At 62.2% G+C, this 23,282-nt stretch carries 23 protein-coding genes and 1 pseudogene; 17 read left to right on the forward strand and 7 right to left on the reverse strand.

Annotated elements, in window-relative coordinates; genetic code table 11:
* The first annotated feature begins 29 nt into the window (after positions 1-29).
* Both CIT26_RS11575 and denD read left to right on the forward strand, forming a co-directional pair.
* Positions 30-236: a hypothetical protein gene (locus CIT26_RS11575; RefSeq protein ID WP_095492692.1), complete on the forward strand. Its 207-nt coding sequence runs from the start codon at positions 30-32 to the stop codon at positions 234-236.
* Position 237: 1 nt separating this feature from the next.
* Complete coding sequence (gene denD, locus CIT26_RS11580) at positions 238-1,209, forward strand: D-erythronate dehydrogenase (RefSeq protein WP_095492693.1); 972 nt, start codon at positions 238-240, stop codon at positions 1,207-1,209.
* A 291-nt stretch (positions 1,210-1,500) separates the two neighbouring features.
* On the opposite strand, the gene CIT26_RS11590 is transcribed toward denD, so the two are convergent.
* The 4 genes from CIT26_RS11590 to CIT26_RS11605 form a co-directional block, all read right to left on the reverse strand.
* Entirely contained in the window at positions 1,501-2,640 is a 1,140-nt protein-coding gene (locus CIT26_RS11590; RefSeq protein WP_425350344.1) for a nickel/cobalt transporter, read from the reverse strand.
* 4 nt (positions 2,641-2,644) lie between these two features.
* Positions 2,645-3,313: a DUF1007 family protein gene (locus CIT26_RS11595; protein ID WP_095492694.1), complete on the reverse strand. Its 669-nt coding sequence runs from the start codon at positions 3,311-3,313 to the stop codon at positions 2,645-2,647.
* Positions 3,314-3,396: 83 nt separating this feature from the next.
* Positions 3,397-4,296, reverse strand: a complete 900-nt coding sequence (locus CIT26_RS11600) for a LysR family transcriptional regulator (protein WP_095492695.1) — start codon at positions 4,294-4,296, stop codon at positions 3,397-3,399.
* A gap of 1 nt (position 4,297) precedes the next feature.
* Positions 4,298-5,497 carry an amidase gene (locus CIT26_RS11605; RefSeq protein ID WP_095492772.1) on the reverse strand — a complete coding sequence of 400 codons (1,200 nt, stop codon included), beginning with the start codon at positions 5,495-5,497 and terminating at the stop codon, positions 4,298-4,300.
* 544 nt (positions 5,498-6,041) lie between these two features.
* Here CIT26_RS11605 and odc2 point away from each other — a divergent pair.
* Together odc2 and CIT26_RS11620 are read left to right on the forward strand one after the other, a co-directional pair.
* A complete protein-coding gene (gene odc2 / locus CIT26_RS11610) occupies positions 6,042-7,175 on the forward strand; it encodes an ornithine/lysine decarboxylase (RefSeq protein WP_095492696.1) in 1,134 nt (377 codons plus the stop codon).
* Positions 7,176-7,390: 215 nt separating this feature from the next.
* Positions 7,391-8,059 carry a GNAT family N-acetyltransferase gene (locus tag CIT26_RS11620; RefSeq protein WP_095492698.1) on the forward strand — a complete coding sequence of 223 codons (669 nt, stop codon included), beginning with the start codon at positions 7,391-7,393 and terminating at the stop codon, positions 8,057-8,059.
* Between the two features lie 65 nt (positions 8,060-8,124).
* Here CIT26_RS11620 and CIT26_RS11625 read toward each other — a convergent pair whose 3' ends face one another.
* Positions 8,125-8,409: an SCP2 sterol-binding domain-containing protein gene (locus tag CIT26_RS11625; RefSeq protein WP_095492699.1), complete on the reverse strand. Its 285-nt coding sequence runs from the start codon at positions 8,407-8,409 to the stop codon at positions 8,125-8,127.
* A 432-nt stretch (positions 8,410-8,841) separates the two neighbouring features.
* Between CIT26_RS11625 and CIT26_RS11630 the strand changes: the two genes are divergently transcribed.
* Both CIT26_RS11630 and CIT26_RS11635 read left to right on the forward strand, forming a co-directional pair.
* Positions 8,842-9,954, forward strand: coding sequence for a TauD/TfdA family dioxygenase (locus CIT26_RS11630; protein WP_095492700.1), 1,113 nt, complete (start codon positions 8,842-8,844; stop codon positions 9,952-9,954).
* 335 nt (positions 9,955-10,289) lie between these two features.
* Positions 10,290-11,792: a coiled-coil domain-containing protein gene (locus CIT26_RS11635; protein WP_095492701.1), complete on the forward strand. Its 1,503-nt coding sequence runs from the start codon at positions 10,290-10,292 to the stop codon at positions 11,790-11,792.
* Positions 11,793-11,893: 101 nt separating this feature from the next.
* Here the strand turns inward: CIT26_RS11635 and CIT26_RS11640 are convergent, their stop codons facing one another.
* Entirely contained in the window at positions 11,894-13,537 is a 1,644-nt protein-coding gene (locus CIT26_RS11640) for an MFS transporter (RefSeq protein ID WP_095492702.1), read from the reverse strand.
* A gap of 73 nt (positions 13,538-13,610) precedes the next feature.
* Between CIT26_RS11640 and CIT26_RS35830 the strand changes: the two genes are divergently transcribed.
* From CIT26_RS35830 to CIT26_RS11665, 6 genes and pseudogenes are all read left to right on the forward strand, one after another.
* Positions 13,611-13,919 (forward strand): hypothetical protein, encoded by a 309-nt coding sequence (locus tag CIT26_RS35830; RefSeq protein WP_143747830.1) that lies wholly within the window; start codon positions 13,611-13,613, stop codon positions 13,917-13,919.
* Positions 13,920-13,966: 47 nt separating this feature from the next.
* On the forward strand, positions 13,967-14,308 hold the full coding sequence (locus tag CIT26_RS11645; protein WP_095492703.1) for an ArsR/SmtB family transcription factor: 342 nt from the start codon (positions 13,967-13,969) through the stop codon (positions 14,306-14,308).
* On the forward strand, positions 14,305-15,231 hold the full coding sequence (locus CIT26_RS11650; RefSeq protein ID WP_095492704.1) for an SRPBCC family protein: 927 nt from the start codon (positions 14,305-14,307) through the stop codon (positions 15,229-15,231). The genes CIT26_RS11645 and CIT26_RS11650 overlap by 4 nt, the downstream gene beginning before the upstream one ends.
* 36 nt (positions 15,232-15,267) lie before the next feature.
* The gene (locus CIT26_RS11655) at positions 15,268-15,465 is read left to right on the forward strand and encodes a dihydrofolate reductase family protein (protein ID WP_095492705.1); all 198 of its coding nucleotides are present in this window, start codon (positions 15,268-15,270) and stop codon (positions 15,463-15,465) included.
* Complete coding sequence (locus tag CIT26_RS11660; protein WP_095492706.1) at positions 15,462-16,010, forward strand: dihydrofolate reductase family protein; 549 nt, start codon at positions 15,462-15,464, stop codon at positions 16,008-16,010. The genes CIT26_RS11655 and CIT26_RS11660 overlap by 4 nt, the downstream gene beginning before the upstream one ends.
* A 102-nt stretch (positions 16,011-16,112) precedes the next feature.
* A pseudogene (locus CIT26_RS11665) lies at positions 16,113-16,243 on the forward strand (IS5/IS1182 family transposase); the annotation flags it as partial.
* 80 nt (positions 16,244-16,323) lie between these two features.
* Here CIT26_RS11665 and CIT26_RS11670 read toward each other — a convergent pair.
* The gene (locus CIT26_RS11670; RefSeq protein WP_095492707.1) at positions 16,324-17,355 is read right to left on the reverse strand and encodes a histone deacetylase family protein; all 1,032 of its coding nucleotides are present in this window, start codon (positions 17,353-17,355) and stop codon (positions 16,324-16,326) included.
* A gap of 169 nt (positions 17,356-17,524) precedes the next feature.
* Between CIT26_RS11670 and CIT26_RS11675 the strand changes: the two genes are divergently transcribed.
* The 5 genes from CIT26_RS11675 (at position 17,525) to CIT26_RS11695 (ending at position 23,179) form a co-directional block, all read left to right on the forward strand.
* Positions 17,525-19,192: an amidohydrolase gene (locus CIT26_RS11675; RefSeq protein WP_095492708.1), complete on the forward strand. Its 1,668-nt coding sequence runs from the start codon at positions 17,525-17,527 to the stop codon at positions 19,190-19,192.
* Between the two features lie 125 nt (positions 19,193-19,317).
* Positions 19,318-20,412, forward strand: coding sequence for an ABC transporter ATP-binding protein (locus CIT26_RS11680; protein WP_095492709.1), 1,095 nt, complete (start codon positions 19,318-19,320; stop codon positions 20,410-20,412).
* Complete coding sequence (locus tag CIT26_RS11685) at positions 20,412-21,332, forward strand: ABC transporter permease (RefSeq protein ID WP_095492710.1); 921 nt, start codon at positions 20,412-20,414, stop codon at positions 21,330-21,332. Before CIT26_RS11680 ends, CIT26_RS11685 begins: the two co-directional genes overlap by 1 nt.
* Positions 21,325-22,131, forward strand: coding sequence for an ABC transporter permease (locus tag CIT26_RS11690; RefSeq protein WP_095492773.1), 807 nt, complete (start codon positions 21,325-21,327; stop codon positions 22,129-22,131). The genes CIT26_RS11685 and CIT26_RS11690 overlap by 8 nt, the downstream gene beginning before the upstream one ends.
* 13 nt (positions 22,132-22,144) lie before the next feature.
* Positions 22,145-23,179: an ABC transporter substrate-binding protein gene (locus tag CIT26_RS11695; RefSeq protein WP_095492711.1), complete on the forward strand. Its 1,035-nt coding sequence runs from the start codon at positions 22,145-22,147 to the stop codon at positions 23,177-23,179.
* The last annotated feature ends 103 nt before the right edge of the window (positions 23,180-23,282 follow it).

The raw sequence follows: 23,282 nt of genomic DNA on the forward strand, positions 1-23,282 counted from the left end.
ATGAATTCCCGCCGCGTCAGGGCCGCGTGATGGATCGCGACACGCGCAACGCGACGATAGGCGCCCTCTGGGTGCTGCTGCTGTTCGGCATCGCCGCCTACTATTTGCCAACCGTGATGCTGGCGGTCGGCCGCGTCTCGACCATTCTTGCCGCTGTTATTGCCGCTGCGTTCATGGTGGCGATTTTCGTCGTGTTTTGGCTGCGTGGCCGCAGTCAGCGCAAAAAGGATCATTGATATGCGTGTTTTGATTACCGGCGCGGCAGGCATGGTCGGCCGCAAGCTCATCGCCCGGCTGGCGAAGGACGGAACGCTCAGCGGCCGGAAGATCGCTGCGCTCGACCTGCACGATATCGTGCCGCCGCAGGCGCCGACACTGGAAGGCGTCGGCGTCACCATCCATACGGGCGATCTCGCCGCGGCGAGCGCGATGGAACGGCTGGTCGCGCCGCGCCCCGACGTGATCTTCCATCTCGCCGGCGTCGTGTCGGGCGAGGCGGAAGCCAACTTCGATCTCGGCTATCGCGTCAATCTCGACGGCACAAGGGCGCTGTTCGATGCCATAAGGCTGGCGGGATTTGCGCCGCGCGTCGTCTTCACCTCGTCGATCGCCGTGTTCGGCGCACCGTTCCCAGACATTATCCCCGACGAATTCCACCCGACGCCATTGACCTCCTACGGCACGCAGAAGCTGATGGGCGAAGCATTGCTCGCCGATTATACGCGGCGCGGCTTCTTCGACGGCATCGGCATCAGGCTGCCGACCATCTGCGTCAGGCCGGGCAAGCCCAACAAGGCCGCGTCAGGCTTTTTCTCCGGCATCATCCGCGAGCCGTTGAGCGGCCAGGAAGCAATATTGCCGGTGCCGCGCTCTGTCGTGCACACCCACGCCAGCCCGCGCTCCGCGGTGAATTTTTTGATCCACGCAGCAGGGATCGACGGCAGCGTCGTCGGGCCGCGCCGCAATCTGACGATGCCCGGTGTCGCCGTCACGGTCGGCGAGCAGATCGAGGCCTTGGAACGCATTGCCGGCGCCAGGGCGGTGAACCTGATCCGCGAAGAGCCCGACGACACGATTTGGGCGATCGTCAAGGGCTGGCCGACACGGTTCGAGGCGCGGCGGTCGAGGGAGCTTGGCTTTGCCGCCGAAACCAGCTTCGACGACATCATCCGCGCCCACATTGAGGATGAGCTGGACGGGAAGATCTAACTGCGTTGATATTCAGGTCATGGTGGGCTGCCGCCCGGTACTGCGCCAATTGTCGACCTCGGCGCTGCCCCTCACCTGCCTGCCGGCATCCTCTCCCCGTAAACGGGGCGAGGGGGCGCTCTCATCGACGGTTTCGCCAATCACCAGCGCTGCAGAAACAGCGCCGGCGTTGCGGTCAGCCCCTTCTCCCCGTCACTATACGGGGAGAAGTGCCCGGCAGGGCGATGAGGGGCGGCGCCAAGATCGACAATTCGTGGTCAGTACTGGAGGGCTGCACGTCCGATCGAGACATCATCCGCCAGTCGTCAGGCTGGCCGACAACAGCAGCAGCCCGAACAGGAAGACGAAGGCTGCGCCGCCGATCTCGACGATCGAATGGATGCGGTTGCCCATGCGGCCATCACCGGCGAAATAGACGGCCCAGTTCTTGGCCGTCACCGCCAGCGTCGCCAAGATCGAGACCGTGATCGCGGTGCCGAGCGCCATCGCCAGCACCGACAGGATGCCGCCGAACCACAGCCCGTTGAGCATGGCAAAGCTCAGCACGATCAGCGCGCCCGAGCAGGGGCGGATACCGACCGCAGCCACCGCCGACCAGGCGGTGCGCCAGTCGAATCGGTCGCCGGAAAGCAGCGCCGGGTCGGGCGCGTGTGAATGTCCGCACGTCTCGCAGACCTCGCCCGCATGGTGATGATGATCGTGCCCGCCATGCTCATGGTGATGGTCGTGTGCGCCATGATCATGGTTGTGGCCATCATGGCCATGTGCGTGAAGCGCATGGGAATGGGCCGAATGAGCATGTGCGGAATGTGAGTGGCTTGTTTGCGAATGGCCGGCATGAGCCGCCGACAGGCTGTAGGCAGGGTTCGCGCCGAACAGGCGAAGGATAGCGGGGCCGGCCTTGCGCCACAAAAGCCAGGCGCCGAACAGGGTGACGAAGACAAAACTCATGACTTCGAGGAACCAAGCCGCGTCGGTCATCGATATGGTGGTGCCGCGCAGGACGAAGTAGGCGAGCATCATCACGAGGATCGCCGTCAGCGCCTGTAGCAGGGCCGAGACGAAGGACAGCATGATGCCACGCTTGAGCGCGACTTCGTTCGCCACCATGTAGGACGAGATCACCGCCTTGCCGTGACCGGGGCCGGCGGCATGGAAAATGCCGTAGGCGAAGGACAGGCCGATAAGCAGCCACAGCTTGCTGCCATCCTCGCGCATCGCCTTCATCGCGCCGGCAAGCGCGCGGTAGAATTCCTGCTGACGCAGATTGATCCACATCAGGATATGGGCGAGCGGGCCGGTGGTGGGAGCTATCCCGTCATTGGTGCCGATGCCGAGCGAGCTCTGGGCGTGGGCGGAGCCGAGGACGTGCGTCATCACAAGGGCGGCGGCCAAAAGGCCGAAAGCCAAACGCAGGGACGGTTTCGTCACCGGATTATCCTTCTGGCCGGCAGTTCAGTTCAAGCTTGGTCGCAAAGATCTTGCTCATATCGGTGCCTGTCGGATCGTTGAAGAAGGCGTCCGTCAGGGTCTTCTGGTTCTCGGCGATCGCCTCGTCGGGGTTCGGACGAACGACCTTGCTCGTGCAGGTCGACGGCAAGCCGGCGACCTGCAGATTGGCGTCCTCGGTGAAATCGATCGCCGTGTAGAAGGTCGGGTCATAGACGCCGATATCGATCTTGCCGGCCAGCTTGGTCGGTGCCTTCGGTTCGGATTCGAACAGGATGATGAGCTGGTCGTTCTCGAAATTTGCCATCAGCTGCGGCGGCGGGTTCATCGCCTCGTCCTTGCCGTCGACGGTGACGAGCTGGAAGTAATTGAATTCCGCCAGCGAAGCATGGACGGTGTCGGCGACTTCCTTCAGTTCCTTGTCGTCGAGCTTCAGGTCGGAATTCTTGTCGAATTCCATCATCACCGTACTCGAAAACAAATCGTCGAAGCGCCAGAGATGGCGCAAAGCCTTCACAGTTTGGTGATCCGGACTGAGGACCACTTCGAGGCGAGCCTCGGCGAAGACGTGGGGATGCACCTCGGCTGGCCCGACCGTGGCAAATGTCGCCGCCATGGCCGTAGCCATCACGATTGCTTGACGTTTAGGATGCATTCTGGGTCGCGATTCCATCAGCTTCGGAAATATCGAGAGTTACCAGAAAGGGGGCGAAAATGGGACCCCCGGCGGCTAAAAGCTCATGCATTGTCAATCGTCTTGAACCACTGCACCAGGAAATCGACAAAGACGCGAACCTTCGCAGGCAAATAGCGCCGGTGCGGATAGACGGCGAAGATCCCGCCACCCGACAGGATGCGGTCATTCAGCACGGTCACGAGTCGGCCGCTTTCGATGTCGGGAGCGGCGATGAAATCCGGCAGGATGGAAAACCCCAGTCCCGCGACGGCGGCGGCCCTTGCCGCCATCGGACTGTTGACCTCGATCGGACCGGAGACCGAAACGGTCACCGTGTCGCCGCTCTCGCCCTTGAACGGCCAGTTGGTCAGCCAGCGGCCATTGGTGTCGATGATGCAGGGCACGCGGGCAAGGTCCTGCGGCCTGACCGGCATGCCGTGCTTGGCGATCAGTTCGGGAGACGCGCAAAGCCGCACCGAAAACGGCGCCAGTCGCCTCGCGATCAGCGAGGAATTTTCTAGCCGCGAGATGCGCACGGCGAGATCGAAACCTTCCTCGACCAGATCGACAAAGCGGTCGTCGAGGTGAATGTCGAGCACGATGTCAGGATGCTGCTTGGCGAAGTCGATCAGCGATTGTCCGATCGGTGCGTCGGCAAAAGTGCGCGGCGCTGAAAGCTTGATCCTGCCGCGAACGTCGCCGGAGGATTCACGCACCGCATCGGCCAGGCTGTCGACCTCGCGGACGATTTCCGAGGCGCGGCGGTAATAGGTGTGACCAGCCTCTGTCATCGAGAACTGTCGCGTGGTGCGGTTGAGCAGCAGCGCGCCGAGCTCGTCCTCCAGCTCGCGCACATATTTCGACAGCAGCGCCTTGGAGCGGCCGATCTTGCGCGCTGCTGCTGAAAAACCTTCGGCCTCGACCACGTCGATGAAGGCGCGCATGCGGGTCAGCGTATCCATGTCATGCGCTCCTTTGGTGGGCTGAAAGGATGCGCGCGGCAAGCGCCATCAGCTGCCGGTCGCTGTTCTCAGGTCCGAGCAGCGAGAGGCCGAAAGGGGCGCCGTCGAGATGGCCCAGCGGCAGGGTGATCTGCGGAAAGCCCGACAGGCCGGAAAGACACAGCAGTCTCAGCGCGCGTTCGCGATAGGTCTGCAAATCGTCGAAGGAATCAGCCTTGAGCGGGGCGGCACCCGGAACGGTCGGCAGCACAAGGACGCCGTCCTCGCCAAGCAGGTCGGCAAGTTCAAGACGAAACGAAACGCGACGTTCCGTTTCACGTTGTGCGGTTGCCGCGTCGATGGTCGCGCCATGCTCGAAACGCTCCTTGACGCCGGGGCCGAGCATCCGGTCACCCTGCGAGATCCAGGCACCATGATTTTGCCACGCCTCGTATCCCTGCAGCGTGCGGAAGCACCAGTAGAGATCGTCGGTAGAATGCGAGAGCGGCGCAATGACCCGCGGCGTGCCTATCACCGAACAGGCATGGCGGACCAGGCCGCGATATTCATCGGCTTCCCGCGGGCCGAGCACGAGCCCGTCCAGCGTATCCAGGGCGAGCGGACGCTGCAATTCGTGGCGATGCAGATCATTGCCGAGCAGCACCGCGCCGACCTTGTCATAGGTCGCCATATCCTTGGCAAACCACCCGAACGTATCGAGGGAGGGAGCCAGCGGCATGGTGCCATCGAGCGAGATGCGGCCATGCGTGACCCTGAGGCCGATTAGGCCGCAAAAGCTTGCCGGCGCGCGGATCGAGCCGCCGGTGTCGGATCCGATGGCGATGTCGGCCAGCCCGCCGGCGACCGCGGCGGCGGAACCGGAGGACGAGCCGCCGGTGATGCGGTCCGGCGCTGCCGGATTGACCGGCGACGGAAAATGCGCGTTCAGCCCCATCAGGGAGAAGGCCAGCTCGTCGGTCTGCGTCTTGCCGACGAAGCGCGCGCCCGAATCAAGCAGCGCCTGGACGGCCGGCGCTGTCGCCGAGGCGGGTGAAGACTCCTGGTATTTCTGTGGATTGCCGCAGCCGGTGCGGTAGCCGGCCACGTCGTAAATATCCTTGACGGCCAGCCGCAGGCCGGCAAGCAGGCCGGATTGCGCATTGGATACCGGGATATCGTCGAGGTCGAGAAAAGCGTTCAGGGGGCCGCGAGTGCCTGTCATGCGTTCGATATCCGGATACAGTCTGTCCAACATTGTGCGCTGCTGGAAATTTTACAACCTGCCATACGATTTTTATTGATTGTGAAACCCTTCGCTCTTATATCGCGCTTGCCCAAAGTCGCACGTGCCTGTGGGTGTCCGCCGATCCTCAAAATGGTGAGGGATATCGGTAAGGTAACTGGAGCTAACCCCTCCAGTCGGTTTAGCGGCCAACCGCCAGACCGAGGACACCTTGAAGCAACGACGGTGCGGGCCTTTCTGGTGTTCTGCCGGTTGTCCAAAGACCGGGGTTACTGAAGAGGCACACCTTCATTGCCGGCAGTGCGGACGGGTCTCCCATCCAAGCCAAGGCAGACAAAGCGAACCGAGGCCGGGCAAGGCCAAGGTTCACCGCCGCGAGACGGCGCTTCATGGTTCCGGGGTCTCCACCGGCTGGTTCCATGGATTTGACGTCCCGCCTTTGTCCACCGCGTGTTCGCGAGGTCGATGACCCGCGTCCCGCAGCCCTTGTGCGCGCCGAAAAGGCGCTGATGGAGAGACCCCGATGGCTACCCAGCGCATCCTTGACTTCCTCGCCACCCGACGTCCGAACGGCCCTTGCCTCGTCGTCGATCTCGACGTCGTGCGCGACAATTTCCGCGCCTTCGAGAAGGCGCTTCCCGATTCGAAAATCTACTATGCGGTGAAAGCAAATCCGGCGCCGGAAATCCTGCGCCTGCTTGCTGCGATGGGCTCGTCCTTCGACACCGCTTCCGTTGCCGAAGTCGAGATGGCGATGGACGCCGGTGCGCCGGCGGACCGCATCTCCTTCGGCAACACCATAAAGAAGGAGCGCGACATCCAGCGCGCCTATCAGCTCGGCATCCGGCTGTTCGCGGTGGACTGCGTCGAGGAGGTCGAGAAGATCGCCCGCGTTGCACCCGGCGCCCGTGTGTTCTGCCGCGTGCTGACCGACGGCGAAGGCGCCGAATGGCCGCTGTCGCGCAAGTTCGGCTGCGTGCCGGCGATGGCGGTCGACGTGCTGCGCCATGCGAGGACGCTCGGCCTCGACGCCTATGGCGTGTCGTTCCATGTCGGCTCGCAGCAGACCGACCTGACCGCTTGGGACCGCGCCCTCGGTGACGCCAAAAAGGTGTTCGTCACGCTCGCCGAGGAAGGCATTGTGCTCAAGATGGTCAATATGGGCGGCGGCTTCCCGACCCGTTACCTCAGGGATGTGCCGGTGGCACAGGCCTATGGCCAGGCGATCTTCTCGGCGCTGCGCAAGCATTTCGGCAATGCGATTCCCGAGACGATCATCGAACCGGGCCGCGGCATGGTCGGCAATGCCGGCGTCATCAAGTCGGAAGTCGTGCTGATCTCGAAGAAGGCCGACAACGACAATGTGCGTTGGGTCTTCCTCGACATCGGCAAGTTCGGCGGTCTCGCCGAGACGATGGACGAGGCGATCCGCTACCCGATCGTGACCGCGCATGACGGCACCGAGACCGCTCCGTGCGTGCTCGCCGGCCCGACCTGCGATTCGGCCGACGTGATGTACGAGAAGACGCCGTATCCGCTGCCGCTGTCGCTGACCATCGGCGACGAGGTGCTGATCGAGGGCACCGGCGCCTACACGACGACCTACGCCTCGGTCGCCTTCAACGGCTTCGAGCCTCTCCGATCCTACGTGATCTGACGGTGCTTTTCTTGCGCATTTTCGGACGGCGAACCGGTTTCCACTTCGCCTGAAAATGCGCTGAGGGCCCTCAGATCACCCGGTGCGGGCGACGAGATCGCCCGCTTCGGTTCGCCTGTGGAACAATCCGCTCGTGAAGGATCGCGGAAATGGACGTTTTGGATTTCATTGTTGAGGGCGCTGCGCACTGGCCGATCTCCCCCCTTGAGGGGGAGATGGCCGGCAGGCCAGAGGGGGTCGGTTCGGCTGCCGCGACCTCTCTTGGACTGTGTGGGGCCGGCGCTTCACGTGCGGCGACCCCCTCTGTCGCCTTCGGCGACATCTCCCCAGCGAGGGGGGAGATTGCCAGCACCTTCGTCATCGCCGCCGAAACCGCTGCCGATGACCCGGCGCGCGAGGCTTTGCTCGATCGCGCCATGGGGCCGAAGCGCCGGAAAAAATCATCGGAAAAGCTGCGGCGCGGCCGCCGGCCTTCGGAAGGCCTGGCCTTTGTCGCGCGCGGCGCGTCAGGCGCCGTCGCCGGCACCGTACGGCTCTGGGATGTGGTGCTGGGCGAGGGCGGTCGGGCAGCGCTTCTGCTTGGCCCGCTCGCCGTCGACCCCACAATCAAGAATGCCGGCATCGGCTCGGCGCTGATGCGCCATGCAATCGCTGAAGCCGCGCGGCTCGGCCATGCGGCGATCCTGCTGGTCGGCGATGCGCCCTATTACGAGCGCTTCGGGTTCTCGGCCGAAAAAACCGGCTCGCTGGCCATGCCAGGCCCTTATGAGCGGCACCGCCTGCTGGCGCTGGAGCTGGTGGAAGGCGCGCTCGCCGGCGCGCAGGGCACGCTGAAGGCGGCGGGGCGCAAGCTGAAGGCACAGCGGCTGCCGCTCGCTGCCTGACGGATCGGCACAAGCCGCCGCCCATCAGGCGGCGGCTTTGTTTTCATCCCGGATTTTGGAGTGGATCAGCCGATCAACTGGCTCAGCGCCATGGCGACGCTCATGTCGCCTTCGACCTTTATCTTGCCGGACATGAACGCCATGGTCGGGTTGAGATCGCCTGATATCAGCGACTCCAGATCGTCGAGCGAAAGCTTTATGGTGCAGTCGGCTGGCGCGTCGGTGGTCGAGATGGTGGCGCCGTCGATGACAATGACACCGTCGCCGCCGGTATCGAATTTCACGGAACGATCGAACCCGGCACTCGCCACGCGCGCGCTGATCTTGTCGGCAATTTCCTGAACGCCCATGGCCGTTCTCCTCGTCTCGTTGCGTTTGTCGCACATTGGCACTTCGATCTGGCCGAAGTCGCCGTCTTGCGCATTTCGCGATCACGATCGCTGGCGCATATAGCTTTGGGTTGACGTTTACGTCAACGCGGATCCCTGAGATGAGGATGGGTTTTATCGCCGCAGCGAAGCTGGGTTGGTCACGAGACGCAGCCGAGAGGGGGATGGCGGTCCATTGCATTTAGCTGGACACTGCCGGCAAATGGCCGCTACCATCGTCATGTGGCTTGAATCAGGTTTCACCTGGAGATCGAGTGCTCGAAGAACCGAACAGAAATCCCGGATCCCATCGTTATGGGAGGCCGAGCTTGTGGTGGCCACCACCGCTGGGTTGATGGCCTGCGGGCCTGATCCAAGCTGAAAATTTAATTTCGTGTTCAGAGAGACACAATCATGAATACCATGCTTTCCGTGGAAGCCCGGGAGACCGCGCTTGCCGTGACTTTCTCGTCAGGCGAAACTGTCTGCTATCCCTGGCTTTGGCTAAAGGATAATGCACCATCGGCGTTTCACCCACAGACCGAAGAGAGAATATTCGACCTGACCAGCGTAGACGCCTCGCTCAGACCCCTCAACGTGCAGGACAGACGCGGCGCGGTGAGCATTGTCTGGCCGAACGACCAGGCTGAGGAGGAAATCCCGGGCCATTTCTTTGAATCCTACCGCCCAGGCAGAAAGCGGGACGATCCGGCTGAGATCGCTCCGAAACTCTGGGACGGCTCGATCGATATTGAAACCATACCGCGTTACTCAGCCCGGGACTTCTTTCAAAGCGATGCCGATCTGCTTGCCTGGCTGAAGGCGACGGCTGCATACGGGCTCTCCATCGTCGAGGGGCTTGGCGATGATCCAGACGCCGGGCGGCGTGCGGCAGAGCGGATAGGTTTCCTGCGCCAGACAAATTTCGGCACTATGTTCGAAGTCGTGTCGATGCCGAACCCGAACAACTTGGCCTACACCCCGGTCGCCCTGCCGTTACACTCCGATCTCGCCAACCAGGAGGTGCCGCCCGGCTATCAATTCCTGCATTGTATCGCGAATGAAGCTGAAGGCGGTGGATCGGTCTTTGCCGACGGGTTTGCGGTCGTGGCCGCATTACAGGCGGAAGATCCGGAAGCCTACCGTCTTTTGTGCGAGGTCGATATCCCCTATCGTTTTCACGACGAAAACTACGATCTGCGCGGTCGGTTTCCTGTGATCGTAACTCGACGCAATGGAGACGTGACAGAGTTGCGGTTCAACGCCCATCTTGTCGATGTCATCGACCTTCCCTCCGAGATATGCACTCCCTTCTATGCGGCTTATCGCAAGCTGATGATGATGATCCGCAGCTCGCGTTTTCAAATAGCCTACCGCCTCAAGGCCGGCGAAATGGCGGTCTTCGACAATCGCCGGGTGCTTCACGGCCGCCAATCGTTCAACCCAAACACGGGGCTGAGACATCTGCGGGGATGCTATGTCGATCGGGGTGAGTTTCAGAGCCGCATTCGCGTCCTCTCCCGATAGCGGCACGACGATGATCGCGGATGCGGTCAGTAGCTGTCGGTACCCAAGGTCTTGAACTCCGGCGGACGTTCCGACGGTGGTTGTTTGCCCGAAAGCCGGCGGCAATCAGGGCAGTTACAGTTTGCATCATTCAAACAGACGAGGACAGTGGCCAAGCCTGTCCCTAGCGTGGACTCGGCCTCTTGCGCTCAGGGTGGTGTAAACGGGACCATGACAGCAGGTTCAAGAGCGGTCGTCTCACGCGGCGACCGCGTCAGGGGAGGTAGGATGAACCCGTATCCGGCAGGCGAGGATCAAGACTCCGTGGTGGCGCTAGAAGGGGGGGACGTTCAGTCATGAGAATCAAAAGTCTGATCAAGCGTGCCGAGAAGGTGGACAGAGCATTCAAGGAGCTCGAAGCCGATTTGGCGGATGCATTCGATGAGTGTCTCAACCTAGACTACCAATCGCCGTTGAATGACGTCCCGGATGAGAATCTCGCGGCAAGGGCGGATGCATTCGATGAGTATCTCAACCTAGACTACCAATCGCCGTTGAATGACGTCCCGGATGAGAATCTCGCGGCAAGGAATGATAACTCTCAGCCTGAGGACGATGCGGACAATCCCGAGATCGCATTACGGCTGACTTCCCATACACAAACCCGACTGGCTGCGTTAAATGCCGTTGATGGGCTCTTTGACGATGCACGGGAGTATCTGGAGGAGATCAACACGAAACTGTCGGAGATCGCGACCTCGCATCATCTGACAGGCGAATTCCTGAAGCTGCTTCACGGGGACATCCTTCGCGCCAACGAGCTGGAACTGGCAAATGTCAGCCTGACCACACAGCAAAGAGTGCTGTCGGAGCAGCTCCACGACGCGACCAGAAAGCAGCGCGAAGGTGAAAGCGCTGTCGAGGCCCTGCAGCAGCGCGAGATAAGCCTGGTCGAGGACAAGGAGGCACTTCGCGGTGCGCTGGCTGCAGCGAGGCTCGGACTCGTCATGGCAGGCAATGCGAGCGCAGAACGCGAAGCGGAGTTCGGCGACCTCGTCAAAACGCTTTCGGCCAGAACGGCCGAGGCCAACAGATGCGCACGCGAGAACGAGATACTGAGGGAAAAACATGTCAGCCTGTCGATCGACCTCGACAAGGCGCTGAAACGGGAAGCTGAGGCGCGGCACAGGCTGGATGAACTCTCGACGATTCATGCCAGTGATGCGACGCGACTTTCGGAACTGCTGGCTGCGCTTGGCAAGAGCGAGAAAGAAGAGATGCGGCTGCAGAAATCGCTCGATATCGCGCAAGCGAAGCTGTCGGAAATGACGGAAGCGGCCCGTATCATGGAAGGTGACAGGGAAGCCGAGCGTACGCGTAGTTTCACGGAGATCGGCGGCCTGCGTTCTGAAATTCGCAACCTCCAATCACGATTGGAAGTTGCCTCGAACGAGAACAGTCAAGCCGCCAGCGAGATCGCCAATCTCAAGGCTCAATGGAGCGACGCTGTGGCCGAAAAGCAAATTGCGGAGGAAAGGTTGTCCGCTCTCAGAAAGGAGAACGAAAACGACAAGATGCACCTCTCGACGGTGAGCGCGAATTTTTCGCAGCTTTCCCTGCAGCAGGCATCCGAACAGATACAGCTCGATGTCCAGAGGCAGGAATGCGAGGATCTGCGAGCCGAAGTCGCGCTGCTCGATGCTCGGGTCAAGGAACTGTTGCCCTATGAGCGTCTCCACAAGGTCACAAACGCCAAACCGCATGAGAACGGCGTGGTCGAGATCACCGGTGTCGTGGCGGAGAATGCCCGCGCCACAAGCAGGCGGCGCGTCCGTACGAGCCTGCGCGCTGCATCCTAAGGCGCGGGTGGGGCTGCGCCGATTAGGGTACGTGTGACCCATCAGCTTGGCGCATGGATTTTAGCGTCATGTGCTCATCCAGCTGGACACACCGGCACGGCCTAATGCTCGATCGGTCCTTTCGGCATGACGATCGTGGTGCCGGCGGTTGTCGGACGCTCGATCATGCGACGGACGCGCGGCGGCTCGTCGCCGCTGTGCAGCGCCCGTACGCGCTCGCCGATAACGGCGTCGGCATGGGTGGCCCGCTTGTTGTGGCGGATGTATTCGAGCCATGTCGGCGTGTGATAGTGCTCGATCCATATTGCGGGATTTTCGAGATCGCGCGCCAGCGTCCAGTTGCGGGCGCCGTCACGGCGGCGGATGCGGCCGCGTTCGGCCATGGTGGCTAGGAATTCCGGCACGTCCTCCTCGCGGATGATGTACTCGATCATGATGGCGATGGGGCCGCTGCGCAGTTTTAGGTCGAGCGCAAGGTGCGGCTCCTTGAAACGGTTGGTGGGATCGAGGTTGAGCACCGCCTGCTGCGGCAACGGCAACAAGAGGCCGATCGCGCCGCCCGCCAGCATCGCAACCGCCGCCGCGACCAGCGCGAATTCGGCGCCATGCGCATCGGCGACGACACCCCAAATCCAGCTGCCGAGCGCGATGCCGCCGAATGTCGCGGTCTGATAGACCGAGAGCACCCGGCCGACCACCCAGCGCGGCGTCGACATCTGCACGGTGACGTTGAAATGCGACAGCGCGATCACCCAGCAGGCGCCGCCGATGGACAGCCCGAGCGACGTCTGCCAGGCGTGGTCGCTGACGGCGGCATTGAAGGCGCAGAGCGCGAAGCCGGCGAATGCCATGCGCACCATCGTCTCGCTGGACAGGATCTGCCTCAGCCGGACGCTGATCAGCGCGCCGCCGACGGCGCCGATACCGAAAGCACCGAGCATGATGCCGTAGGTCAAGGCATCGCCCTTGACGACATCGCGCGCCACCAGCGGCAGCAGCGCCAGAACCGCGCCGGCGCTGAAGCCGAAAGCCGCACCCCTGACCAGCACCTTGCCGATATTGGGCGACATGGCGACGTAGCGCAGGCCGGCGCCCATCGCCGCGCCCAGTGTCTCGCGCGGCAGTGTCGAGGCCGGCAGGTCCGGCTTCCAGCGGGCAAGCACGATGAGGAGCCCGACATAACTCAAAGCGTTGGCGGCAAAAGCCGCTGCAGCACCTGCGGCGGCCACGATGATGCCGCCGATCGCCGGGCCGACGCTGCGCGTCAGGTTGAAGCCCAAGGAGTTGAGCGCGACGGCCGCAGGCAGCTTGGCGCGCGGCACCATGTCACCGACAGAAGCCTGCCATGACGGGTTGTAAAGCGCCGTGCCGCTGTTGATCAGGAAGGCGAAGGCGAGCAGCGTCCACGGCGTGATTAAGCCAAGATAGGTGAACACGGTCAACAGAACCGAGACGACCAGCATGAAGATCTGGGCAATCAGCATGACCTTGCGCCGGTTGAAGCTGTCGGCGATCGCACCGGCAACGAGCGCAAACAGCATGATCGGCAAGGTGGTCGAGGCCTGGACCAGCGCAACCTGATAGGACGAGGTGGCGATCGTGGTCATCATCCAGGCAGCGCCGACGCCCTGGATCAAGCCACCGAAATTCGAAACCAGACTGGCGGACCATACGGCGCGGAAAATGCCGTGCCGGAACGGCGCCAGCGCCGAGACGCGTTCGCTGTCCGGCTCGTCGTCGATCATGGATGCTTCCCCGACTTCAAATGCTGCGTTCTTCCAGAATCGGTGCCCTCATGCCGTCCCTTCAAAGTAGAGCATGACTTCGCAAAGGGCGAACGGCTTTTCAAAGAAGATCATGGTCCAACAACAAGATAGCGGTGGCTGGAACAGGTCGGTGGCCATTCTTGCAGGCCGCGTGAAGCGCTTCGGTGAGGTGGCCGACTTTCCGCCCGCCGCGCCCGCTGCCTTCTGCCGTGAACCCATAAAACGCGAACGGCTGAGATTGGTGGGAAGCGGACTGGCGGCTTCAGGAATTTGTCTTCGATTACTTCCCTGCGGACTCGGCAACGGAAGCCGCCTGCTCCAAGAACTCGGCGCGTTGGGCAAAAAATACTTAGCGACTTGACGAAGTTTTCGCTTGCGCTATCGGCAAATTGGGCGATAGTTAGCGACATGGCTAAGCATGATCCTGCTCTCTCGTTGCTCTTCCATGCGCTCGCTGATCCGACCCGCCGGTCGATCCTGATCCGGCTCGCCGAAACACCTGCGCGGGTGACGGATTTGGCTGGCCCCACGGGACTACGGCTGCCCACGGTGATGCGGCACCTTTCCGTGCTGGAGGCGGCAGGGTTGATCACCACGTCCAAGGACGGGCGGATACGCACCTGCGCCATCGTACCCGAGGCTCTGGATCCGGTGCGGACATGGCTCGATGAACAGCGCGCCATCTGGGAGGCTCGGCTCGACCGGTTGGATGCATTTGTGATGAATGTGATGAAGGAACGCGAAGAATGACACAGAACCTCGCTACAAACGATGCGACCCGTGCTGCGCCTGATGATAGGAAAGGCCGCTTTGCGACACTCACCTTCGAACGGGACGTGGCCGCGCCATTGGCCGTGCTTTGGGAGGCATGGACGGCCCCGGCCGCGCGGGCGATCTGGGCTGCGCCATCGCCCTCGGTCACCGTGGAGTTCCTGGAGGCCGATACCAGGGTGGGTGGACGCGAGGTCTCGCTCTGCAAGGTAGAGGGCCATCCGGACATCCGCTGCGAGTGCGGCTGGCTGGCGTTGCAGCCGGCGCTGTGCAGCGTGAACTACGAGGTGATCTCATCCGAAGGCGTGACGCAATCGGTCGCGCTGGTGACGGCGGATATCTCGGGAACGCACGAGCGCAGCCGGCTGGTCGTGACGGTGCAGCTTTCCTCGCTGGCGCAGGACATGGAGGCAGGCTATCGAGAAGGCTTCGGCGCGGGACTAGACAACCTCGCGGGCGCGGCTGAACGGACCATGGTGCTGCAGCGGGTGATTCAGGCGCCGCGGTCCATCGTGTGGGGCGCGTGGATGAACCCTGAAACGCTGCCGCAATGGTGGGGGCCGGAAGGCTTCTCCTGTCGAACGAAGAGGATCGACTTGCGAGCGGGCGGCGAGTGGGTATTCGACATGATCGCGCCTGACGGCACGGTCTTCCCGAACCACCATCTCTATAACGAGGTCCGGCCCGAGGAGAGGATCGGCTATACGCTGCATTGGGGCGAAAACGGGCCGAAACATGCCGACGCCTGGGCCTCGTTCGAGGATCAGGACGGGGCAACGAAGGTAACGCTGGGCATGGTATTCAGCACGGCTGCCGAGTTCCAGGAGGCGAAGGGCTTCGGTGCCGTGGAACTGGGACTGCAAACTCTGGGCAAACTGGAACGCTTCGTCGCATCCCGCTGAAATGCTGCGGTCTCCCGTCGGCCCGAATTAGGGCTTGTGGACGAGGTCCTCATCCATGTCGCGCCCGTCTTCATCGGCGACGGCATCCGCCTCTTCATTCAGAACGGCATGGAGCCGGTCAGGCTGGAGAAGACCCAGGTCTCGGAAGCGGGGCCGATCACCAACATGCGCTTCCGCTTGGCGGGATGGGGCCGAGAATTCACAAAGGGATACACGAAGAGGAGGGTTCTATGAGAAAACTGATCATATGGGACATGGTGACCGTCGACGGCTTCTTCGAAGGTCCGGACAGGGACATCAGCTGGTTCGTCTTCGAAGAAGAACTCGAGAACTACATTCGTGAGACCCAGGAAAAGGCCGACACGCTGATCTTCGGCCGCGTGACCTACGAGCTCATGGCAGCCTATTGGCCGTCCGAGCAAGGCTGGATCGCGGACTTCATGAACAAGATCGAGAAGGTGGTCTTCTCGCGCACGCTGAAAAGCGCCGACTGGAACAACACGAAGCTCTTCAACGGCAATGTCGCGGAAGAAGTCTCCAAGCTGAAGACCAGGGACGGCGGAGACATCTTCGTGTTCGGCAGCGCCGACCTCACGGCGACCCTGATGGAGCACGGCCTGATCGACGAGTATCACCTCGGGATCAACCCCGTCATTCTCGGGAGAGGCACGCCGCTCTTCAAGGGCGGCCCGAACCGAATACCCCTGAAGCATCTGGAGACGAAGACGCTCAAGTCTGGTGTTGTCATCCTCCATTACGCGCCGGAGAGCAGACAATGACGATCGATCCGCTCTTTCCCGTCAACTAGGCTTGTCGAAATGGGAGGGCCTGGGGAAGCGGCGCGCTCCAGACGATCGGCGGCCAAGGGGCGTAGCTGCCAGAGCTTCTTCTCCAAGCTGAAGCACTTCCGCTGCGTCGCCACCCGATACGACAAGCGCGCCGCCAACTTCCTTGCAATGGTTCAGCTCGCCTCAATGCGGCTTTGACTCCGCGCTATGAGTCTACGGCCTAGATTTCTACGAGTGCCGTTTCCCAAAGCCGCTGCGCTTCTCTCGGGTCGAATGCCCGGGGCAGCGCTTTGGGCGACATGCATTACCGATCTTCGAATCCGGTCAGCACGCCGACGGCGTTGATGCCGATTTCCTCGACGGCATAACCGCCTTCCATGACGAACAGCGTCGGCAGGCCAAGCTTGGCGATGCGACGGCCAATCTTGGGATAGTCGGCGCTTTTCAGCTTGAACTTGCTGATCGGGTCCTTCTCGAACGTGTCGACGCCGAGCGAGACGACGACGACATCGGGAGCGTAAGCCGCAAGTTTCGCGCAGGCATCGTCCAGCGAAGCATTCCAGGCATCCCATGCGGTGCCGAACGGCAGGGGATAATTGACGTTGAAGCCTTCGCCGGCGCCGGCGCCGCGCTCGTCGGCATGGCCGAGGAAGAACGGATATTCGGTCATCGGGTCGCCATGCAGGTTCAGCACTTGCACGTCGCCGCGGCTGTAGAAGATCTCCTGCGTGCCGTTGCCATGATGGTAATCGACATCGAGGATCGAGACGCACCTGGCGCCGTGGTCGCGGAACCATTGCGCGGCAACGGCGGCATTGTTGATGTAGCAATAGCCGCCCATGAAGGCAGCACCGGCATGATGTCCGGGCGGGCGGCAGAGCGCGAAGGCTGACGTCTCACCGCCCTTGACCAGAGCGGCCGCAGTCAGCGCCACGTCATAGGATGACTTGATCGCCTCCCAGGTGCCCTTGACGAAGGAGGCGCCGCCATCGAAGGAGTAAAAGCCAAGCAGCGCATCGATGGTTTGGGGGCGCACATCGCCGCGCAGGCCGCGCGTCGGCCAGGTGAATGGGAGGGCCGACCCCGTCCGGCCCGACTCTTCCCAGAGCGGCCATACGGTCGGCAGGAAATCGATGTAGTCGCTGGTATGCACCTGCTTAGCGGTTGCGAGGTCGTGGGTCTCGGGTGGCAGGATCGGGCCGAGCTTTTCGCTCTCCACCCTCGCCTTGATGAACTCGGCGCGCGAGGGCTTCTCGAAGGCCGGCACGATGGCGCCCGAAATGAGCTCGAAATTGCCGGCATGACCGGCGTGGAGAGGGGAGAAAACAGTCTTCATTTTGGCGGCCGGCTCGCTCTTCGAGTTACGTATCTGTCATTGACGGACAGCTTTGTGGCAGAGAGTTCCAGCGCCGCCAAGAGGCATTCCAGACCGTCTTTGCGAGTGGCCGCGGCCGGCTTGCCAGACGCCAATACTCTGCTAGCCTAAGCTCAAACGGGAGAAAATTATGCCGCCATCGGCCGATCTGATCGTCGAGAACGCCAGCATATTGACGATGGATCCCGATACTCCCCGCGCCGAAGCCATAGCCATCAAGGGCGGCGAAATCATTGCGATCGCAGATCGCGCGACCGTGCTGGAGCACAAGGGACCCGGGACGCGCGTCATCGATGCCGAGCGCGGCTCCGTCGTCCCCGGCTTCATCGAAGCGCATATGCATCTTTTCGCCGGAGCGGCCGAACTCGATCACCTCCAGCTGATGGGCATCCACGGTTTCGATGCGCTTTGCGATGCTGTGCGCCACTATGCAGCAAAGCGGCCGGATCTATCCGTCCTGCAGGCGCAAGGCGCCGACTATACCATCCTGTCGGCGACGGAGCGGGTCAGCCGCCATCACCTCGACCGCATCCTGCCGGACCGGCCCTTCGTCATGGCGGCGCCCGACCACCACACAATGTGGGCGAACACCAAGGCGTTGGAACTGGCCGGCCTGCTGAGAGGCAAGCGGCTTGGTCCCGGCAACGAGATCGTCATGGGCGACGACGGGCTGGCCAGTGGCGAATTGCGCGAGGGCGAGGCTTTTGGGCCGCTGATCGCGCTGGCCGGCGAGGATCGCGTGCGGCTCGGCCTGGCCACCGGCGGCGAGCCGGACCCGAAGCCGACGCCGGCGGAGCAGGCCTCCGACCGGGCGATCATGCGCCGCGGGCTGGAATGGTGTGCCAAGCACGGCATCACATCGATCCAGAACATGGACGGCAATCTGCACCAGCTCGAACTCCTGTCGGAGATCGAGGCCGAGGGCGGCTTGCTGTGCCGCGTGCAGGTGCCGTTCCACTATAAGAATTTCATGACGCTCGACATGCTCGACAAAGCCTCAGTGATGGCTGAGCGCTACGATGGCGAATGGCTGTCGTCGGGCATGGTCAAGGTGTTCTACGACGGCGTGCTCGATTCATGGACTGCGGTGATGGTCAAGCCCTATGCGGACCGTCCGGATTGGCTGGGCGAGCCGCTTTTCACGCCGCAGCAATTCATCGACCTTGCCGTGGCCGTCGACCGGCGCGGGCTGCAGATGGCGGTGCACTCGATTGGCGATGGCGCCGTGCGCGCCGTGCTCGACGGCTACGACGCAGCGCAAAAGGCGAATGGCAGGCGCGACAGCCGGCATCGGGTCGAGCATATCGAGGTGGTCACCGCCGCCGACATACCGCGTTTCGCGAAGCTTGGCGTCATTGCCTCGATGCAGCCACCGCATCCGCCGGGCAGCATGGGCTTGCCGCTGGAGCCGACGGTGTCGCGCATCGGGCCCGCCCGCTGGCCGCTCAGCTATGCGTGGCGGACGCTGAAGAATGCCGGCGCGCGCGTCGTCTTCGCCTCCGATTGGCCGGTGTCGCCGATCGATCCGATGCTGGGCATTCAGGCGGCAGTGCTGCGCAAACCATGGGCAGAAAGCGATCCCGACCAGAGCTTCTCGCTGCATGAATCGCTCGGTGGTTACACCGTGGAAGGCGCCTATGCCGAGTTCATGGAGCATCGCAAGGGCCGTTTGAAGTCAGGCTTCATGGCCGATCTCGCGGTGCTGTCAGGCGACATCGAGGCGACCGCGCCGGAAGCGCTGCATACGGTGCGGCCGGTGACGACGATCTGCGGCGGCAAGATCACTTACCAGGCATGACGGTGGCATGGGAATTGCGTTCTGAATCGACATTCAGATGTATGCTTGCCAAGCCATGCGCCGTGTGCTGACAATCGAGTGGGAACTGGATCCGCCAGAAGAGCGGACACAAGAATGGGGTAATCGTGCCGGAACAACCGGGTAAAAGTGCAATTGAAGTTCGTGGCGTCCGCAAGGTATTCGGTACCGGGGACGCACAAGTCGCCGCCCTCGACACGGTTTCGGTGTCGATCCGCGAAAATGAGTTCTTCACGCTGCTTGGTCCGTCCGGCTGCGGGAAGACGACGCTTTTGCGGCTGATCGCCGGCTTCGATTTCCCGAGCGCCGGCGAGATCCTGCTGCATGGTCAGGACATCGCGCCGCTGCCGCCGTTCAAGCGGCCGGTCAATACCGTGTTCCAGAACTATGCGCTGTTCCCGCATATGACGGTGGCCGAGAACATCGGCTTCGGCCTCGAAATGCTCGGCAAGCCCAAGGCCGAAGTGAAGGCGCGCGTCGCCGAGATGCTGAAGCTGGTCAAGATGGAGGCGCTCAGCAACCGCCGCACCAGCCAGATTTCCGGCGGCCAGCAACAGCGCGTGGCGCTGGCGCGGGCTCTGGCGCCGCAGCCAAAAGTGCTGCTGCTCGACGAGCCGCTGTCGGCGCTCGACTTCAAGCTGCGCAAAGAGATGCAGATCGAGCTGAAGCGGCTGCAGCACGAGACCGGCATCACCTTCATCTTCGTCACTCACGACCAGGAAGAAGCGCTGACCATGTCGGACCGCATCGCGGTGATGTCGTCGGGCAAGATCCTGCAGGTCGGAACGCCCTGGGATATCTATGACAAGCCGGCGGAGCGCTTCGTCGCCGACTTCATCGGCGAAACCAATTTCCTCACGGCGGCGATCACAGGCATGGGCAACGGCAAGGCACGCGCAACGCTCAAATCCGGCGCGACGATCGACGCAACCGTGGCTGAAGGCTTCCAGCCGAAGGACAATGCCACCGTGGTGGTCAGGCCGGAACATGCCAAGCTGACCAGCGGCAAGGGCGACCTGTCAGGCACGGTCGAAAACATCGTCTACTTCGGCACCGACACGCACATTCAAGTTCGCCTGGACAGCAGCGAGGCCTTCACCGTGCGCCAGCAGAACACGCGCAGCGCCGGCTGCGGTTTCGAGCGGGGCGACAAGGTCGGCATTTCGATCGGCAATGACGCCGCACAAGTGCTGAGGGATTGATGGCGAGCGCGGAAGAAGTCGCCAAGGACGCCGAACGCCGTGAAATCCGCGATCGCTGGCTGCTGTCGGCGCCGGCACTGATCATCATCTTTCTCGCGGCGACCGGCCCTCTGCTGATCGTCGTGATCTACTCATTCCTGACGCCGGGGCCCTACGGCGACGTGGTGTGGAAATTCTCCACGGACGGCTGGCTGTCGGTGCTGATGCAGCGTGACATCTTCGACGACACGCTGGCCTTCGCCGACGCGCATCTGTCGATCTTCTGGCGCTCGGCCAAGCTGTCGTTCCTGACGACGATCTTCACGCTGCTCTTTGGCTTCCCGACTGCCTATTTCATCGCCACCCGGCCGGCGCGACAGCGCAACATCTGGCTGTTCCTGATCACCATCCCGTTCTGGACCAATCTGCTGATCCGCACCTTCGCCATCCAGGAGGTGATCCGCAACGAGGGCATCGTCAACACGGTGCTGATCAAGCTCGGTATCATCAGCCAGCCGATCCAGATGATGTTCACCGATTTCGCGCTGATGGTCGGCATGACCTATGTCTATCTGCCGCTGATGGTGCTGCCGCTCTATGCCAGTATGGAAAAGATCGACTTCCGGCTGGTCGAGGCGGGTTACGACCTCTATGCCAACCGGTTCCAGGTGCTGAGGCGGGTCATCATCCCGCTGGTCAAGCCCGGCATCGTCGCCGGCTCGATCCTGGTCTTCATCCCGGCGCTGGGCGCCTATGTCACCCCGCGCGTGCTCGGCGGGTCGAAGAATATGATGCTCGGCAATCTGATTGAGCTGCAGTTCGGGCAAGGCCGCAACTGGCCGCTCGGCTCGGCGCTGTCGCTGTCGCTGATGGCGATCGTGATGGTCGCGCTGCTGTTATATGTCCGCTCCGTCGGGCGCCGGGGCGGCGCGCATGGCTAGCCGCTTCGACATCCGCCGGCAGACCGGCTTCACGACCATCGCAATGATCTGCTTCTTCGCGCTGTACCTGCCGATCGTCACGCTTGTCGCCTATGCCTTCAACGCCGGCAATTCGATCGCGATCTGGGAAGGCGTGTCGCTGCGCTGGTTCTACCAGGCCTGGAACAACAGCCAGGTCGTCGATGCCTCCATCCGGTCGCTGCAGATCGCTTCGGTCGCCGCGACTATTGCCACCATCGTCGCCACCATGGCTGCACTCGCTACGACCCGAACCAAACCCTATCCCGGCCTCGGCTTCAAATACGCCTTCATCAACCAGCCGCTGATGGTGCCGGAGATCGTCACCGCGGTGGCGCTGCTGATCTTTTTCTCGCGCATCAAGATCTGGACCGACTATTCGGGGCTGGGCTACCTGATGGCCGCGCACACCGCCTTTTGCATTCCCTTTGCCTATCTGCCGATCCGGGCGCGGCTCGAGAACATGGATCTGTCTTTGGAGATCGCGGCGGCCGACCTCTACGCGACACCCTGGAAGGCTTTTCGGCGCGTCACCTTTCCGCTGCTCTGGCCAGGCATCCTTGCCGGGCTGATGCTGGCCTTCGTCATCTCGCTGGACGACGTCGTCATCACGGAGTTCGTCAAGTCCGGCGGCCAGGATACATTGCCGACTTACATGCTCGGCCAGTTCCGGCGCGTCATCACGCCGGAAATCAACGCGATTTCGACGGTGTTCCTGCTGATCTCGATCTTGATCGTCACCGTCTTCTTTTTCATCAGCAGGAAAAAGGATCAGGAGTGACAGGAGAGAAACGATGAAGTGGAAACTGGTCGCGACGACGTTCGGCACTGCGCTTCTCGCCTCGGCGGGTCTCGCCCGCGCCGATGGCGAACTCAACATTTACAATTGGGGCAATTACACCAACCCGGATCTCATCAAGAAGTTCGAGGAGACATACAAGGTCAAGGTAACCGTCACCGACTACGATTCCAACGACACAGCGCTGGCCAAGATCAGGCAAGGCGGCAGCGGCTTCGATATCGTGGTGCCCTCGGCGAGCTTCGTGCCGATCTGGATCGGGGAAGGGCTGCTCTTGGAGACAGAGCCGAACAAGATGGAGAACTTCAAGAATATGGATCCGAAATGGGTCGATGTTCCCTTCGATCCGGGCCGCAAATACACCGTGCCGTGGCAGTGGGGCACGACCGGCGTGACGGTCAACACTTCCGTCTACAAGGGTGACCCCAACACCTCGGCCATCTTCATGGACCCGCCCGCGGAACTGGTCGGCAAGGTCAATGTTGTGCCCGAAATGGCCGATGTCATGCATCTCGCCATCAGATATGTCGGCGGCGAGCCCTGCACCGGCGACAAGGAGGTGCTGAAGAAGGTGCGCGATGCGCTGGTGGCGGCCAAGCCGAAATGGATCTCCATGGACTACGGCACGGTCGAGAAGTTCACCAAGGGCGACTTCGCAGCCAGCGTCGACTGGAACGGCGCGTCCTTCCGCTCCCGCCTGCAGAACAAGGACATCGTCTATGGCTATCCGAAGGAGGGCTATCCGATCTGGATGGACAATGTCTCGGTGCTGAAGGACGCCAAGAACGTCGAAAACGCCAAGCTGTTCCAGAACTTCATCATGGATCCCGAGAACGCCGCGCTGATCTCATCCTTCGCGCGCTACGCCAACGGCATCAAGGGATCGGAAGCCTTCATGCCTGAGGACATGAAAACGGCGCCGGAGGTCAACATCCCCGCAGAGTTCGTCGACAAGGGCAAGTTCATGCTGAACTGCGAGCCCGACGTGCAGGCACTCTACACCAGGATCTGGACCGAACTGCAGAAGTAATCGCAGTACCATTGACCCGGCAGCAATGGCTGCCGGGTCCTGTTTGAATCCATCAAGGGAATGCCTTCGACAAGAACCAACGTCGGGCTGTCGCCCGACGCGC

Origin of the sequence: Mesorhizobium temperatum, assembly GCF_002284575.1 — a bacterium.
Taxonomy (GTDB): Bacteria; Pseudomonadota; Alphaproteobacteria; order Rhizobiales; family Rhizobiaceae; genus Mesorhizobium; species Mesorhizobium temperatum.